The following is a 13,901-nucleotide window of genomic DNA, read 5'->3' as shown; positions in this document are numbered from 1 at the left end:
AACGTCGCAACAAATAACTTTAATGACTACTACAAAACTGTGGGGCGCTGACATGACCTATGCCATCATCGGCTCGGGCAATATCGGATCGGCCGTCGCGGGTCACTTCGCGCGGATCGGCCTCGACGTCGCGGTGGCCGCCTCGCGAGGACCGGCAGGCGTGACGGCGCTGGCCGACACCCTGGGCTCGCACATCGTGCCCACCGAAGTCTCCGATGCGCTGCTTGCCGATGTCGTCGTGTTGGCCGTGCCGTTCGACGCGGTCGAGGGTCTGGTCGCACAGGTGCCCGATTGGAACGGCCGCATCATCGTCGATGCCACCAATGCGATTGACTACAGCACCTTTTCGCCGGCCGACCTGGGCGGGCAGGCATCCTCGGACCTTATCGAGAAGTGGTCGGCCAACGCCCGGGTGGTCAAGGCGTTCGGACACACCTGGGCCAAAGTGCTGGCCCACGAACCGGCCGACGGTCACGGTGGTCGGCGCGTGCTGTTCGTGTCCGGCAATGACGCGGAGGCCAACGCCGAAGTGGCCGCACTCATCGAACAGTTCGGATTCGAAGCGATCGACCTCGGGCGCAACGACCAGGGTGGTCTGCTGCAGCAGTTCGGCGGACCGCTGACCACTCGCAGCTTCATCTCACAACCCATCGGTGGCGCCAGCCCCGCGGACATGGATCTCACCGACGCCTGACGCCCCGCGCGGTGACGCGTCATCCTGTACGGGAAGACCGTCACGGCCGTGAGGAGGCGCGATGGAGCTGATGACCGGCTTCGGGCTGGCCACCGCCGCAGGCCTCAACGCCTACATCCCGCTGCTGTCGCTTGCGCTGCTGGCCCGGTTCACCGACCTCGTCACCTTGCCCGCCGGGTGGTCGTGGTTGGAGAACGGTTGGGTGATCGCGATTGTCGCGATCCTGCTGCTGATCGAGATCGTCGCCGACAAGATCCCGGCCCTCGACTCGGTGAACGACGCCGTCCAGACCTTCGTCCGCCCGACGGCCGGCGGCATCGTCTTCGGGTCGGGCACCGCCGCGCAGACCGCCGCGGTCACCGACCCCGGTGAGTTCGCCCGAACCGGTCAGTGGGTTCCGGTCGCGATCGGTGTCGTCACGGCCCTGGTCGTCCACCTGACCAAGACGGCGGTCCGCCCGGCGGCCAACGTCGCCTCGGCAGGCACCGCTGCGCCGGTGCTGAGCACGATCGAGGACATCGTCAGCGTCGCATTGGTATTCATCGCGATACTCATCCCGGCGCTGGTGCTCGTGGTGATGATCGCGCTGGCGTGGGCTGCGGTCGCGCTGTGGCGGCGCCGACGACGGCGCAAGGCTGCGCGACGCCCGGTTTAGCCGACACCTGGGTGGGGCACTGTGCGCACGTGGGTCACCGCATCCGAACTTCTCTGTGCGTGCTGGCGATCGGATGCTCGGTGGCGGCCGGGTGCGCCGGTCAACCCCAGCCGGTCACCACGACACACGCCCCGCCTGCCGAGCCGGCCAGGGCGGGTCCACCCACCGCGGCGCCGGTCGGCATCGTCGTCCCGCTGGGCAACGCACCGGAAGGCGTCGTCGTCGGAGCGTCGGGAATCGCGGCCGTCGCGACGCGTGATCCCAATGAGGTGGTGCTGTTCGACGCCGCCACCGGCACGCAGCGCCAGCGGATCCCCACGCCGAGCGCCGCGCGCCACCTGAGCCTGGCCGGACCGGACGGCCCCGTGCTGGCCCCGCTGGAGGGGACCGATGAGCTACTCGAACTGAACCTCGCCGACGGCCGCATCACCACGACCGTCACCGGCGTCGGACGGCAACCGCACGACGCGGCGGCCACATCATCGGGGACGATCGTGGTGACCAACGAAGGCGGCGGTGGTGTGCTGTTCGTCCGCGACGGTCGGGTGGTCGCGTCGCTGCCCGCCGGCCCGCCGCAGCCCGGTGGGGTCGCGGCCGTCGGCAACTACGCGGCCGTCGCCGACGTCCAGGGCAACGGGGTGTGGGTGTACGACGGCTCGACCCACGAGCTGCTCACCCAGGCCCCGGTGGGGGCCAAGCTCACCCACGCGATCTCGCTGTCCGGTGGTCTGGCCGCCTTCGCCGACACCGACGGTGGTGCCGTCTTCATCGAACGCGTCGATCCGAAGATCAGCCAGGTAGCCAGAATCGACGCACCGGGCAGACCCTATGGGCTGGCCTACGATGCCCGGCGCCACCGGCTCTACACCACGCTGACCGAACGGAACGTGGTGCGGGTGGTCGATATCGCAGACCCGGCGGAAAGCCGGACCCTCGGTGATGTGACCACCGTACGTCAGCCCAACTCCGTTGCCGTCGAACCGAATTCCGGCACCCTCGTGGTGACCGGCAGCGACGGGGGTGGCGACAGCAGCGTCCAGATCATCGGCCCGCAGCTGCTTCCGGCCGGTTAGATCCAGACGCCCTTGCCGACGGCCACCACACCGCCTGCGCTGATCGCGAACCGGTCGCGGTCCTTCTCCAGATCCACGCCGACCATCTCACCGGGGCCGACGACCACGTTCTTGTCCAGGATGGCGTGCCGGACCACCGCGCCGCGGCCCACCCGCACGCCGGGCATCAACACGCTGCCTTCGACGATGGCGCCGTCCTCGATCGCGACGTTGCTCGACAGCACCGAATTGCGTACCGACGCCGCGGAGATGATGCTCCCGGCGCCGACCACGGACTCCTGCGCCGAGCCGCCGTTGACGAACTTCGCGGGCGCCAGGTTCTCCGACTCCCCGCGGATCGGCCAGCGCTTGTTGTAGAGGTTGAACACCGGGTGCACCGACACCAAATCCATGTGGGCGTCGTAGAACGCATCCAACGTTCCGACGTCGCGCCAGTAGCCGTGGTCGCGCTCGGTGGCACCGGGGACTTCGTTGTTGCTGAAGTCGTACACCGCGGCCATGCCGTCGGACACCAGCCGCGGGATGATGTCGCCGCCCATGTCGTGATCGGAGTTGTCGTCGTCGGCGTCGGCACGGATGGCGTCGATGAGCACCTTCGTGGTGAAGATGTAGTTGCCCATCGACACGAAGGTCTGCTCGGGATCATCGGGCGTCCCCGGCGGGTCGGCCGGCTTCTCGACGAACTCCCGGATGCGGCCGGACTCGTCGGCGTCGATGCATCCGAAGGCGTGCGCCTCGGCCCGGGGCACCCGGATACCGGCCACGGTGGCGCCTGCCCCGCTCTCGATGTGGAACTTCACCATCTGCTCGGGGTCCATCCGGTACACGTGGTCGGCACCGAAAACCACGATGTAGTCCGGATCCTCGTCGTAGATCAGGTTCAGCGACTGGTAGATCGCGTCAGCCGAGCCGGTGTACCAGCGCGGGCCGAGTCGCTGCTGGGCGGGAACCGGCGTGATGTATTCACCGGCCAGGCCGCTCAATCGCCAGTTCTGTGAGATGTGCCGGTCCAGCGAATGCGACTTGTACTGGGTGAGCACGCAGATGCGGAGGTAGCGCGCGTTGACCAGATTCGAGAGCACGAAATCGATGAGGCGGTACGCGCCGCCGAAGGGAACCGCCGGCTTGGCCCGGTCTGCGGTCAGCGGATAGAGCCGTTTGCCCTCTCCGCCCGCCAGGACGATGCCCAGCACGTGTGGCAATTCCCTCATCCTGCAAACCTATCGGCACACGCAACCGACGGCTAGACCAACGGCTCTATTGCAGGTCGTCGTGTCGCGGCCGAAGCGACTTGGGGTCGCGCGCAAGCACGTTGACCGACAAGGTCGGGGCGAGCGAAGCGACGGGATGGGGGATGCGCCGCGCAGCGCGGGCCACTACGGTCGGGCCTATGCGGGTGGCGATGATGACTCGGGAGTATCCACCCGAGGTTTACGGCGGGGCGGGCGTACACGTGACGGAACTCGTCGCACAGTTGCGGCGGCTGTGTGAGGTGGACGTGCACTGTATGGGCGCCCCGCGCCCGGGCGCCTTCGTCCATCAGCCCGACCCGGCGCTCAAGGGGGCCAACCCGGCGCTGTCGACGCTGTCCGCGGATCTGGTGATGGCCAATGCGGCCGCCGAGGCGACGGTGGTGCATTCGCACACCTGGTACACCGGGGTGGCCGGTCACCTCGCGTCGCTGCTCTACGACGTCCCCCACGTGCTCACCGCGCACTCCCTCGAACCGTTGCGGCCGTGGAAGGCCGAGCAGCTCGGCGGCGGCTACCGGGTGTCGCTGTGGGTGGAGCGCACCGCGGTCGAAGCGGCGGACGGGGTGATCGCAGTCAGTTCCGGCATGCGCGACGACGTTCTGTCGGTGTATCCGGCGTTGGACCCCAACCGGGTTCATGTGGTGAAGAACGGAATCGACACCGATGTCTGGTACCCGGCACCGCCCGAGCGGGGTGAGTCGGTGCTCGCCGAACTCGGCGTCGACCCGTCGCGACCCATGGTGGCTTTTGTCGGCCGGATCACCCGGCAGAAGGGTGTCCCGCACCTGATCGCCGCGGCGCACCGCTTCGATCCGGAGATCCAGGTGGTGCTGTGCGCCGGTGCGCCGGACACCCCGGAGATCGCCGCCGAGGTGAGCGCGGCCGTGCAGGAGCTGGCCGGGCGCCGCAGCGGCGTGTTCTGGGTGCAGGAGTTTCTGCCGATCGGAAAAATCCGCGAAATACTCTCGGCAGCAACAGCTTTCGTGTGCCCATCGGTGTACGAGCCACTAGGGATCGTGAATTTGGAGGCGATGGCCTGCGGAACGGCCGTGGTGGCGTCCGATGTGGGTGGCATACCCGAGGTGGTCGACGACGGGGTGACCGGCACTCTGGTGCACTACGAGTCGAGCGACCCGGTGGGCTTCGAGACCGGTCTCGCCGAGGCCGTCAATGCGCTGGTGGGCGATTTGGAGAAGGCGCGCCGCTTCGGTGCGGCCGGCCGGCAGCGCTGCATCGACGAGTTCTCGTGGGCACACATCGCCGAGCAGACGCTCGAGATTTACCGCAAGGTGTCGGCGTAGGGCCACCGGCAGAGGAGAAACCCCGCGGGTCGCGGGGTTTCGAGGGTGGATCTGTTAGCTGGTGACGTTTTTGAGTTCGTCGCCAAGGGCGGCCGCCTCGTCGGGTGTCAGCTCGACAACCAGTCGTCCGCCGCCTTCCAGCGGTACTCGCATCACGATGCCGCGCCCCTCCTTGGTTGCTTCCAGCGGACCGTCACCAGTCCGGGGCTTCATCGCCGCCATCGAGTGCTCCCTCCAGATTCGAGCCGGCCCGTGCTCACGGACCCGGTCCAGCGCCGGGCACTTGGCTGGTGCGTCGGCACTGAACTGCTTGTTTTCGATTCTATTGTTCCTTATCGGCGGGCATTGGTGTGAAAGGGCCGATTAAGGGGTCCGATTTGCGACGTCACGCAGCGGTCGGGCGAGGAACCCAGCACGACGCCAGGTGATCGTCGACCATCCCGGTGGCCTGCATCAGCGCGTAGGCGGTGGTGGGGCCGACGAAGCGGAAACCGCGCTTCTTGAGGTCCTTGGCCATCGCCTGGGACTCCGGCGTGATCGCCGGCACGTCGGCCATCGTCTTGGGCCGCGGGCGCGGCGGCGGGGCGTAGGACCACAGCAGGTCGGACAGGTCGACGTCGAGTTCGGCGACGGCCCTGGCGTTGGCGATGGTGGCCTCGATCTTGGCGCGGTTGCGCACGATGCCCTCGTCGGCCATCAGCCGGGCGACGTCACGGTCGGTGTAGGTGGCCACCGTCTCGATGTCGAAGTTGTCGAACGCGCGCCGGAAGTTGTCCCGCTTACGCAGGATGATCAGCCACGACAGACCGCTCTGGAACGCTTCGAGGCTCATCCGCTCGAACAGCGCCACCTGGCCGCGCAGTACCCGGCCCCACTCGTCGTCGTGGTAGTCGCGGTAGAGCTGCGACTGCATCTGTGCCCAGCCGCAGCGGATGCGGCCGTCGTCCTCGGCCGGTTCCGTCACGGCTGTTCTTCGTCGGCGCCGGGCGCGGCGTGGTGGGTGTGTACCGGCTCGTCGAGCCCGGCGGCCGCGCGCACCGCGGAGAGCTCGCCGCGCAGCTGGTCCAGTTCGGCACCGAGGCGGTCCAGCACCCAGTCCACCTCACTGGTCTTGTAGCCGCGCAGCACCTGAGTGAACTTGACGGCCTCGACGTCTGCGCCGGTGACCCCGGAGGCAGGCAGCACGGTGGCTGTGGTGGCCCGCGGCAGCGGCGGCAGCTGCTCGCCCCGCCCGAAGACCAGGCTGGCCACCCCGAACAGGACGATGCCGATCAGGATCAGCACCACCAGGTACAGCAGGATCAATGTCACGTCACGAGATTACTTGCGCCGAGATCGACGTTCTGCACGGTTGCACTCGCATTTCTGCTGCGAAATGTCGTGTCGGCGAGAGACGCGCTCAGCGCAGGGTGTTCATCGGCGGCCGGTCGGCCAACGAGACCTTGGTCGTCTGCGGCAGGTAGCCGTCGTGGCCGTCGGGCAGGAACTGCGTCAGCCCGATGCCCGAGTCGGTGATGCCGCACCGGGACAGCAGGGTGGCGATCACCTGACGACTCATCGCGCCCAGCTCGATCAGCGGCCGGTTGCGGTGACTGCGCACGCCGAGGTTCACCTGCGCGATCGCCTGCAGGCCGAGTCGGTCGTAGGTGTCGACCAGCAGACCGATCTCCACGCCGTAACCCGGCGCGAACGGCACCGAGGTCAGCAGCTCACGGGTGCCGGCGTACTCGCCGCCCAACGGCTGCAGTACGCACCCCAGTTCGGGGCGCAGCGCGGCCAGCAGCGGTCGGGCGACCAGCTCGGTGACCCGGCCACCGCCGTTGGCGTCCTCGCCCTTGCCGACCTTCAGCGGTCGCCGGTAGAAGCCCTTGACCAGGTGGATGCCGTCGCCGGTGAGCAGCGGACCGACCAGCCGCGGCACGAACATCGGGTCGGGATCGATCAGGTCGGAGTCGACGAAGACGATGATGTCGCCGGTGGTGGCGGCCAGCGAGCGCCACAACACTTCACCCTTGCCGGGCTGCGGTTCGACCTCGGGCACCGCCTGTTCGCGGGTGACCACCCGGGCGCCGGCGGCGATGGCTTCGATCTCGGTGTCGTCGGTGGAGCCGGAATCCAGCACGATCAGTTCGTCGACCAGGCCGCCAAGCAGCGGACGGATGGTGTCCACCACCGATCCGACGGTCTCCTCCTCGTTGAGCGCAGGCAGGACGACGGAGATGGTGCGGCCGCGTTTGGCGGCCACCAGTTCAGCGATGGTCCAGGTCGGCCGGCTCCAGCTGTGGTCAGACAGCCAGGTGTCGCCGGGAAGTGTGTCGTTGGCGAGTTCGGTCATGCCAGGCCCCTCACCGTCCGCGCCGGCGGACGCTCCCCACGGATCGACGCGACCATTTCCAGCACGCGCCGAGTGGGTCCCACCTCATGCACCCGGAACATCCGGGCTCCGTCGGCGGCGGCCAGAGCGGTCGCTGCCAGCGTGCCCTCGAGTCGTTGAGTGAGCTCCACACCCAAAGTCTCCCCGACGAAATCTTTGTTGCTCAGTGCCATCAGGACGGGCCATCCGGTGTTAACAAGATCTTTTACGTGGTGCAACAAAGTAAGACCGTGATGAGTATTTTTGCCGAAATCGTGGGTCGGATCGATGAGGATCGCGTCCCGAGCCACCCCGATAGCTACGGCGCGTTCGGCCGCGGAGGTGACCTCGGCGATGACGTCGTCGACCACGCCGGTCACGGTCGTGCCGTAGCTGACCCGGAACGGCCGGGTACGCGGCGTCGCTCCCCCGGTGTGCGAGCACACCAGCCCCACCCCGAATTCGGCGGCGACCTCAGGAAGCGCCGGGTCGGCACCGGCCCAGGTGTCGTTGATCAGGTCCGCTCCGGCCGCGCAGGCCTGCTTGGCCACCGAGGATCGCCAGGTGTCGACGCTGATCAGCTGATCCGGGTACTCGCCGCGCAGCCATTCGATGAACGGCACCACCCTGGCGATTTCCTCGTCGGCGTCGACCACGATCCCGGGCCCGGCCTTGACTCCCCCGACGTCGACCACGTCGGCCCCTTCGGCGACCACCCGGTGGGCGGCGTCCTTGGCGGCGTCGTCGGAGAAGGTGGCGCCCTGGTCGTAGAACGAGTCGGGCGTGCGGTTGACGATCGCCATGATCAGCGCGCGATCACCGGCCACCGGCCGTCCGCAGAACGTCGACTTCACTCCACCATGGTGCCTGGTGGCGCCGAAATCGACGAAATGCAGGCGCCCACTCGCACTTCCTCAGCGAACCGTCGGATTGGGCGACCGAACTACTTCGGCCGGGAGCCGGCCGCCACTTCCTCGGGGTACTCGTCGTAGAACGGCACGTAGCCCTCGTCGCGGCCCTTCAGCACGTACAGCGGGTCCTCGATCTTCTCGCCGTCGGCCCCGTAGCCCTGCTTACGCAGGTCCACTTTGCGGCTCTTGAACGTCGACGTGGTCTCGAGTGATTCGACGATCCGGATGAACAGCGGGACGGCGTAGCCCGGCAGGTTGCCGTAGACGGTGTCGGCCAGCGCCTTGCCGTCGAATTCCGCCCCGTCACGCAGCTTGACCGCCGCCATCCCGGCGCGGCCGCCGGTGTCGGGCACCTCGACGCCGAACACCGTCGACTCCTCGACGTTCTTGTCCTGGCCCAGCGCGGCCTCGACCTGGGTGGTGGCGACGTTCTCGCCCTTCCACCGGAAGGTGTCGCCGAGCCGGTCGGCGAACGCCGCGTGGCGCATGCCCTGCGGGTTCATCACGTCGCCGGTGTTGAACCAGACGTCGCCCTCTTTGAACGCGTTGCGCACCAGCTTCTTCTCGCTGGCTTCCTTGTCGGTGTAGCCGTCGAACGGTGAGAGCTTGTTGACCGGGCTGATCAGCAGGCCGGGCTGACCGGGCGCCACCTTCCGAACCCGGCCGTTCTCGTCGCGAGCCGGCTCGCCGGTTTCCGCGTCGTACTCGACGTAGGCCAGTGGCATCGGGCTGATGCCGGTGGTCTTGGGGATGTTGAAGATGTTGATGAACGCGGTGTTGCCCTCGCTGGCGGCGTAGAACTCGGCAACCCGGCCGATGTTGAACCGGCGGGTGAACTCATCCCAGATCTCCGGGCGCAAGCCGTTGCCTGCGATGACGCGGATCTTGTGGGCGCGGTCGGTGTCCTTGGCAGGCTGGTTCAGCAGATAGCGGCACACCTCACCGATATAGATGAACGCGGTGGCTTCCATCTGGATCACGTCGTCCCAGAACCGCGATGCCGAGAACGACTTACCCAGTGCCAGAGTGCCGCCCGCGTTGATCACCGACGACACCGCGACCGTGAGGGCGTTGTTGTGGTAGAGCGGCAGCGGGCAGTACAGGGTGTCATTGCTGTTGAGCCGCAACCCCAATCCGCCGAACGCGGCCAGCGCGCGCAGCCACCGGTGGTGGGTCATGACACTGGCCTTGGGGTGCCCGGTGGTCCCCGACGTGAAGATATAGAACGCGGTGTCCTTGGCCTGGACCTGCGACGCCGACGCCGGGTTGTCGGTCGGCTTGCCCTTGGCCTGCTCTTCGAAATCCTCGATCGTCACCAGGTCGGCAACCTCGGCGCCACTTTCGGTGATCGCATCGATCAGGTCGGACTCGGCGATGACGACTTTCGCATCCAGCAGACCGATGCTGTGCGACAACACATCTCCGCGCTGGTGATAGTTCAGCATGCCGGCCACCGCGCCACACTTGACCGCGGCGAGCATCATCAGGACGGCATTGGGTGAGTTGCGCAGCATGATGCCGACCACGTCGCCGCGGCCAACTCCCTTGTCGGCCAACACCGCCGCCAACCGGTTCGCGGTCTCGTTGGCTTCGCGGTAGGTGATCTTGTCGTCACCCATCCGGATGAAGACCTTGTCGGCGTACTTGGCGGCGCGGTCCTGGAACACCTTGCCGATGGAGGTCTTCGTGGTCGGCAGAGCCAGCAGACCGGTCAGTGCACCGCGCACGATCACCGGCGCGTCCATCACCACCGCAGGCAACCGGGTGGCCAGGTCGAGTAGCCCTACCGAGTGTTTCGCACCCGACTTGTCCGCGCCGGAATCACCGGAGTCGCTATTGGCCATTCGTGCCACCTCCCGTATCTCGCCCGTCCCGCGGGTCAGCGTAACCCTGGTCACAACCGCGGTGCGCAGACGTCGAGGGCGACCTCGACGGCGTCGGCCACCACCAACCGGTCCAGGGCTGCCTGCGCGACGAAGCCGGGCTCGACGAGCGAGCCCAGCCAGGTCCGCAGACCGTCATAGTGGCCGGTGGGATCGAGGAGCACCACCGGCTTTTCATGCATACCCAGGTACCCCGCGGTCCACGTTTCGAAAAGTTCCTCGAGCGTGCCGATCCCGCCGGGTAGGGCCAGGAAGGCGTCGCTGCGGTCTTCCATGACTTGTTTGCGCTGACGCATGGTGTCGGTCACGATCAGCTCGTCGGCCTCGACGTCGGCCAACTCCCGATGCACCAGCGCCTTGGGAATCACCCCCACGGTGCGCCCGCCATGGGACCGGGCACCCTCGGCCACCGCACCCATCGCCGAGACGTTGCCGCCGCCGGACACCAGCGTCCAGCCGCGGTCGGCAATCGCCTCCCCCACCTGTCGGGCGAGGTCGAGCAGGTCGGGGTGACGCGGGCCGGACGCGCAGTACACGCAGACCGCCCACTCGCCGTCGCGGTTCTCGGGTTCCACACCGGCAAACCTAACGCAGCGGATTTGCGGCTATTGCCGTGCCGGTGCGGTGGAGGCAAATACAGTCCGGCTATGCCCAATCGGTGGCCGCTCGTGCCGCGCCAGTCCTGCGACCGCGCGATCGAGCTGCTCGGCGATCATCGCGGCCTGGCCTTGGTGGGCGTTGACGGGGTCGGCAAGACGACCCTGGCCGCGACGATCGCCGAGCGACTCGGGGAAGCCACGCCGGTCCGGGTTAAAGCCACCGCCACCCAGGCCGCCGTGCCGTTCGGGGCATTCGGCCCGCTGGTCGAGGTCCATGAGGTGGGCAAGCCGGCCGCGCTGATCCACGCGGCGCTCGAATCTCTACTCGCTCAAGCAGATAGCACGCTGATCATCGTCGACGACGCTCAGCTGCTCGACCCACTGTCGGCCAGTCTGGTCTACCAGTTGGCGAGATGCGGTTCGGGACGGCTGATCGTCACGGCCCGTGCCGGGGCGACGTTCCCGTCTGCGGTGACCGCCATGTGGGAGGACGGCTTGCTGGCCACGTTCGACGTCGGCCCCCTCGACCAGGACGAAACCCAGGCCGTGCTGGCGCAATTGGGGCAACCGCTGGACGACGAGTACCGGCGTACCGGCGGCAATCCGCTGGAACTGCGGTTACACCTGCAGACCCGTTCGGCGGCAACGTCACTGGCCGGCCTGGTCGATGCGTATCTGGCCGAGCTGCCGGCCGGGGCCCGCACTGTGCTGAGTTACCTGGCCGTGCATGAGCCACTGTCACGCGACGACCTGGCCGCACTCACCGGTGAGGATGCCGTCGCCGAGGCCGAAACAGCCGGTGCTGCAGAACTATTCGGTGAGGCTGTGTATGCCGGTCACCCGCTGTACATCGAGCGGATGGCCGCCGACGCCGATCCGGCCGACACCAGGCGGCTGCGGACCGAGATCCTGGCCCAACTCGCGGCCCAGCCCCACCGCCACCTCGGTGACCGCCTCGGCCGCGCGGTGCTCGCGCTGGACAGCGACTCCCCCGAACCGGTCGACGACGTGGTCGCCGCGGCACAGCAGGCACTGCGGCTCGGCGACCTGACCCTGAGCGAACGTCTCGCCGGGGCGGCCTTGGCGCGTTGCGAGCGCTTCGACGCGCGGCTCGCGCTCAGCTACGCGCTGGCGTGGCAGGGGCGCGGCCGGGAAGCGGATTCGGCTTTGGGCGAGGTCGACGCCGCCGCATTGTCGGAGGACGAGGTGATGGCATGGGCATTGCCACGGGCGGCCAACCAATTCTGGATGCTGTCCGAGCCCGAGCGCGCCACCGCGTTCCTGCAGAACACCCGCAAGCGGATCAGCACGACGACGGCCAGGCTGACCCTGGACGCACTGTCGGCGACGTTCGCGATGAACGCAGGCAATGTGGCGCGCGCGCTGGAGATCGCGGCAGGCGTGCTGGCGGCCCCAGAGGCCGAGGACATGGCGGTGGCGTGGGCGGCCAGCGCCGCGGCGTTGTGCTCGGCGCGGATGGGTCGCTTCGATCAGGTGGAAACCCTGGTGAAACGGGCGCTGGACGCCGAGCATCCCGGCCTGCTGCGCTTCACCGTCGGCCTGGCGCAGACCACGACGCTGTTGATGACCGGGCAGCCCGACGCCGCGCTGGAGGTGGCGGCTGAGTTCACCGACTTCGCGGAGCTGGCCCAGCCGGGCCGCGCGATCGGGGAGGTGTTGCTGGCGCAGGTGCTTCTGGCCCAAGGTGATCCGGCGGGTGCGACGCGACTGCTCCGCCCCGCCGCGGCGACGCTGGAGCGCACCGGCTACTCGTGGGGCCCGCTGTCGCTGATGTATCTGACGACCGCGCTGGCCCAGCAGGGTGAGATCACCGATTCGGCGAAAGCGCTGAGCCGGGCCGACTCCCGGCACGGCACCAAGTCCGCGCTGTTCGCCCCCGAGCTGGGGGTGGCGCGGGCGTGGCGGCTGGCCACCGTCGGCGACGGCACCCACGCCGCGATCGACGCGGCACGCGAAGCCGCCCGCGGCGCCGAACGCAGCGGTCAGCTGGGGGTCGCGGTGTGGGCCTGGAACGAGGCCGCCCGCCTCGGTGATGCGCAGGCCGCCGGTGCGATCTCGAAGCTGGGCGAGACCGTGGACTGCGCGTTCACCCGGTGAGGTAGCGCCGCAACGTCTCGGTGACGGCGGTGATCTGGGCCAGCGCCACCCGTTCGTCGCGCTTGTGCGCCAGGTTCGGGTCGCCGGGTCCGTAGTTCACGGCCGGGATACCCAGCGCCGCGAACCGGGCGACGTCGGTCCAGCCGAACTTGGCACGCACCATCCCGTCGGCAGCCGCCACCAGCGCCGCCGCTGCCGGGTGACTCAGCCCGGGGAGCGCGCCTGCGGCGACATCGGTCTGTTCCAGGTGCACGTCGAGGCCGTCGAACACCTCCCGCACGTGGGCCAGTGCGTTCTCCGGCGAACGGTCCGGCGCGAACCGGAAGTTCACCGTCAGCTCGGCGGCGTCGGGAATGACGTTGCCCGCCACGCCGCCCTCGATCTTCACCGCCGACAGGCCTTCGCGGTAGGTGCAGCCGTCGATGTCGACCATCCGGGCGTCGTAGGCCGAAAGCCGGTCGAGGACCGGTCCAAGTTTGTGAATCGCGTTGTCGCCCAACCATGATCGCGCCGAGTGCGCCCGCGTTCCGGTCGCCGAGATCACCACCCGCAGGGTGCCCTGGCAGCCGGCCTCGATGTAGCCGCCGGAGGGTTCGCCCAAGATCGCGACGTCGGCCTCGAGCCAGTCCGGAAGCTCGCGCTGGATCCGGTTCAACCCGTTGGCCGAGGCCTCAATCTCTTCGCAGTCGTAGAAGATCAGGGTGATGTCGTGAACCGGCTCGGCGATGGTGGCGGCCAGATGGAGGAACACCGCATCACCGGACTTCATGTCCGAGGTGCCGCACCCGTACAGGTGGTCGGCGTCGAACCGCGACGGCACATTGTCGGCGATCGGAACGGTGTCGAGGTGACCGGCCAGCACCACCCGAGACGGCAGGCCGAAGTTCGTGCGGGCCAGCACGGCGTCGCCGTTGCGGATGATCTCGTAGCCGGACGTCTGCGCGCGCAGAGCGGACTCGACCTCGCCGGCGATGCGGGCCTCGTCGCGCGACACACTCGGGATGTCGACGAGCGCGGCCGTCAGCGCGATCGGGTCAGCCTGTAGATCCACCACAACTCCC

The 13,901-nt window shown here is 68.2% G+C and carries 14 protein-coding genes; 5 read left to right on the top strand and 9 right to left on the bottom strand.

The annotated features are described in order from the left end of the window. The first annotated feature begins 52 nt into the window (after positions 1-52). The 3 genes from BST42_RS21025 to BST42_RS21015 all read left to right on the top strand — a co-directional run bounded on the left by BST42_RS21025 (position 53) and on the right by BST42_RS21015 (position 2,422). Positions 53-694 (top strand): NADPH-dependent F420 reductase, encoded by a 642-nt coding sequence (locus BST42_RS21025; RefSeq protein ID WP_083121254.1) that lies wholly within the window; start codon positions 53-55, stop codon positions 692-694. Positions 695-755: 61 nt separating this feature from the next. Beyond that, positions 756-1,349 (top strand): DUF4126 domain-containing protein, encoded by a 594-nt coding sequence (locus BST42_RS21020; protein WP_083121253.1) that lies wholly within the window; start codon positions 756-758, stop codon positions 1,347-1,349. Between the two features lie 29 nt (positions 1,350-1,378). Further along, on the top strand, positions 1,379-2,422 hold the full coding sequence (locus BST42_RS21015; RefSeq protein WP_237159534.1) for an NHL repeat-containing protein: 1,044 nt from the start codon (positions 1,379-1,381) through the stop codon (positions 2,420-2,422). Here the strand turns inward: BST42_RS21015 and glgC are convergent. After that, positions 2,419-3,633, bottom strand: a complete 1,215-nt coding sequence (glgC, locus tag BST42_RS21010; protein ID WP_083121252.1) for a glucose-1-phosphate adenylyltransferase — start codon at positions 3,631-3,633, stop codon at positions 2,419-2,421. The two genes, BST42_RS21015 and glgC, sit on opposite strands and share 4 nt — an antisense overlap. Before the next feature lie 179 nt (positions 3,634-3,812). On the opposite strand from glgC, the gene glgA reads away from it, so the two are divergent. Beyond that, positions 3,813-4,976: a glycogen synthase gene (gene glgA / locus BST42_RS21005; protein ID WP_083121251.1), complete on the top strand. Its 1,164-nt coding sequence runs from the start codon at positions 3,813-3,815 to the stop codon at positions 4,974-4,976. Between the two features lie 54 nt (positions 4,977-5,030). Here the strand turns inward: glgA and BST42_RS21000 are convergent, their stop codons facing one another. From BST42_RS21000 to log, 7 genes are all read right to left on the bottom strand, one after another. Next, positions 5,031-5,198: a DUF3117 domain-containing protein gene (locus BST42_RS21000; protein ID WP_005059648.1), complete on the bottom strand. Its 168-nt coding sequence runs from the start codon at positions 5,196-5,198 to the stop codon at positions 5,031-5,033. 163 nt (positions 5,199-5,361) lie between these two features. After that, positions 5,362-5,940, bottom strand: a complete 579-nt coding sequence (locus BST42_RS20995) for a DNA-3-methyladenine glycosylase I (RefSeq protein WP_083121250.1) — start codon at positions 5,938-5,940, stop codon at positions 5,362-5,364. Next, positions 5,937-6,287: a DivIVA domain-containing protein gene (locus tag BST42_RS20990; RefSeq protein ID WP_083121249.1), complete on the bottom strand. Its 351-nt coding sequence runs from the start codon at positions 6,285-6,287 to the stop codon at positions 5,937-5,939. Before BST42_RS20990 ends, BST42_RS20995 begins: the two co-directional genes overlap by 4 nt. A gap of 88 nt (positions 6,288-6,375) precedes the next feature. Beyond that, positions 6,376-7,311, bottom strand: a complete 936-nt coding sequence (locus BST42_RS20985; protein ID WP_083121248.1) for a glucosyl-3-phosphoglycerate synthase — start codon at positions 7,309-7,311, stop codon at positions 6,376-6,378. Beyond that, complete coding sequence (gene folP / locus BST42_RS20980; protein WP_083121247.1) at positions 7,308-8,183, bottom strand: dihydropteroate synthase; 876 nt, start codon at positions 8,181-8,183, stop codon at positions 7,308-7,310. Before folP ends, BST42_RS20985 begins: the two co-directional genes overlap by 4 nt. Before the next feature lie 89 nt (positions 8,184-8,272). Continuing rightward, the gene (gene fadD6 / locus BST42_RS20975) at positions 8,273-10,084 is read right to left on the bottom strand and encodes a long-chain-acyl-CoA synthetase FadD6 (RefSeq protein ID WP_083121246.1); all 1,812 of its coding nucleotides are present in this window, start codon (positions 10,082-10,084) and stop codon (positions 8,273-8,275) included. A 50-nt stretch (positions 10,085-10,134) separates the two neighbouring features. After that, a complete protein-coding gene (gene log / locus BST42_RS20970) occupies positions 10,135-10,698 on the bottom strand; it encodes a cytokinin riboside 5'-monophosphate phosphoribohydrolase (protein WP_083121245.1) in 564 nt (187 codons plus the stop codon). Positions 10,699-10,770: 72 nt separating this feature from the next. Between log and BST42_RS20965 the strand changes: the two genes are divergently transcribed. Next, positions 10,771-12,840, top strand: a complete 2,070-nt coding sequence (locus BST42_RS20965; protein WP_083121244.1) for an ATP-binding protein — start codon at positions 10,771-10,773, stop codon at positions 12,838-12,840. Here the strand turns inward: BST42_RS20965 and dapE are convergent. Further along, entirely contained in the window at positions 12,830-13,894 is a 1,065-nt protein-coding gene (gene dapE / locus BST42_RS20960; RefSeq protein ID WP_083121243.1) for a succinyl-diaminopimelate desuccinylase, read from the bottom strand. The genes BST42_RS20965 and dapE overlap by 11 nt on opposite strands. Positions 13,895-13,901 lie beyond the last annotated feature (7 nt).

It is taken from the genome of Mycolicibacterium rhodesiae (assembly GCF_002086695.1).
Lineage (GTDB): Bacteria > Actinomycetota > Actinomycetes > Mycobacteriales > Mycobacteriaceae > Mycobacterium > Mycobacterium rhodesiae.
Note: the sequence above shows the minus strand (reverse complement) of the source record. Positions and strands in the feature narration are given on the sequence as shown.

Coding starts and splice junctions, on each gene's coding strand:
- BST42_RS21025 (WP_083121254.1), top strand. CDS start 53: ATGACCTATGCCATCATCGGCTCGGGCAATATCGGATCGGCCGTCGCG.
- BST42_RS21020 (WP_083121253.1), top strand. CDS start 756: ATGGAGCTGATGACCGGCTTCGGGCTGGCCACCGCCGCAGGCCTCAAC.
- glgC (WP_083121252.1), bottom strand. CDS start 3,633: ATGAGGGAATTGCCACACGTGCTGGGCATCGTCCTGGCGGGCGGAGAG.
- glgA (WP_083121251.1), top strand. CDS start 3,813: ATGCGGGTGGCGATGATGACTCGGGAGTATCCACCCGAGGTTTACGGC.
- BST42_RS21000 (WP_005059648.1), bottom strand. CDS start 5,198: ATGGCGGCGATGAAGCCCCGGACTGGTGACGGTCCGCTGGAAGCAACC.
- BST42_RS20985 (WP_083121248.1), bottom strand. CDS start 7,311: ATGACCGAACTCGCCAACGACACACTTCCCGGCGACACCTGGCTGTCT.
- fadD6 (WP_083121246.1), bottom strand. CDS start 10,084: ATGGCCAATAGCGACTCCGGTGATTCCGGCGCGGACAAGTCGGGTGCG.
- BST42_RS20965 (WP_083121244.1), top strand. CDS start 10,771: ATGCCCAATCGGTGGCCGCTCGTGCCGCGCCAGTCCTGCGACCGCGCG.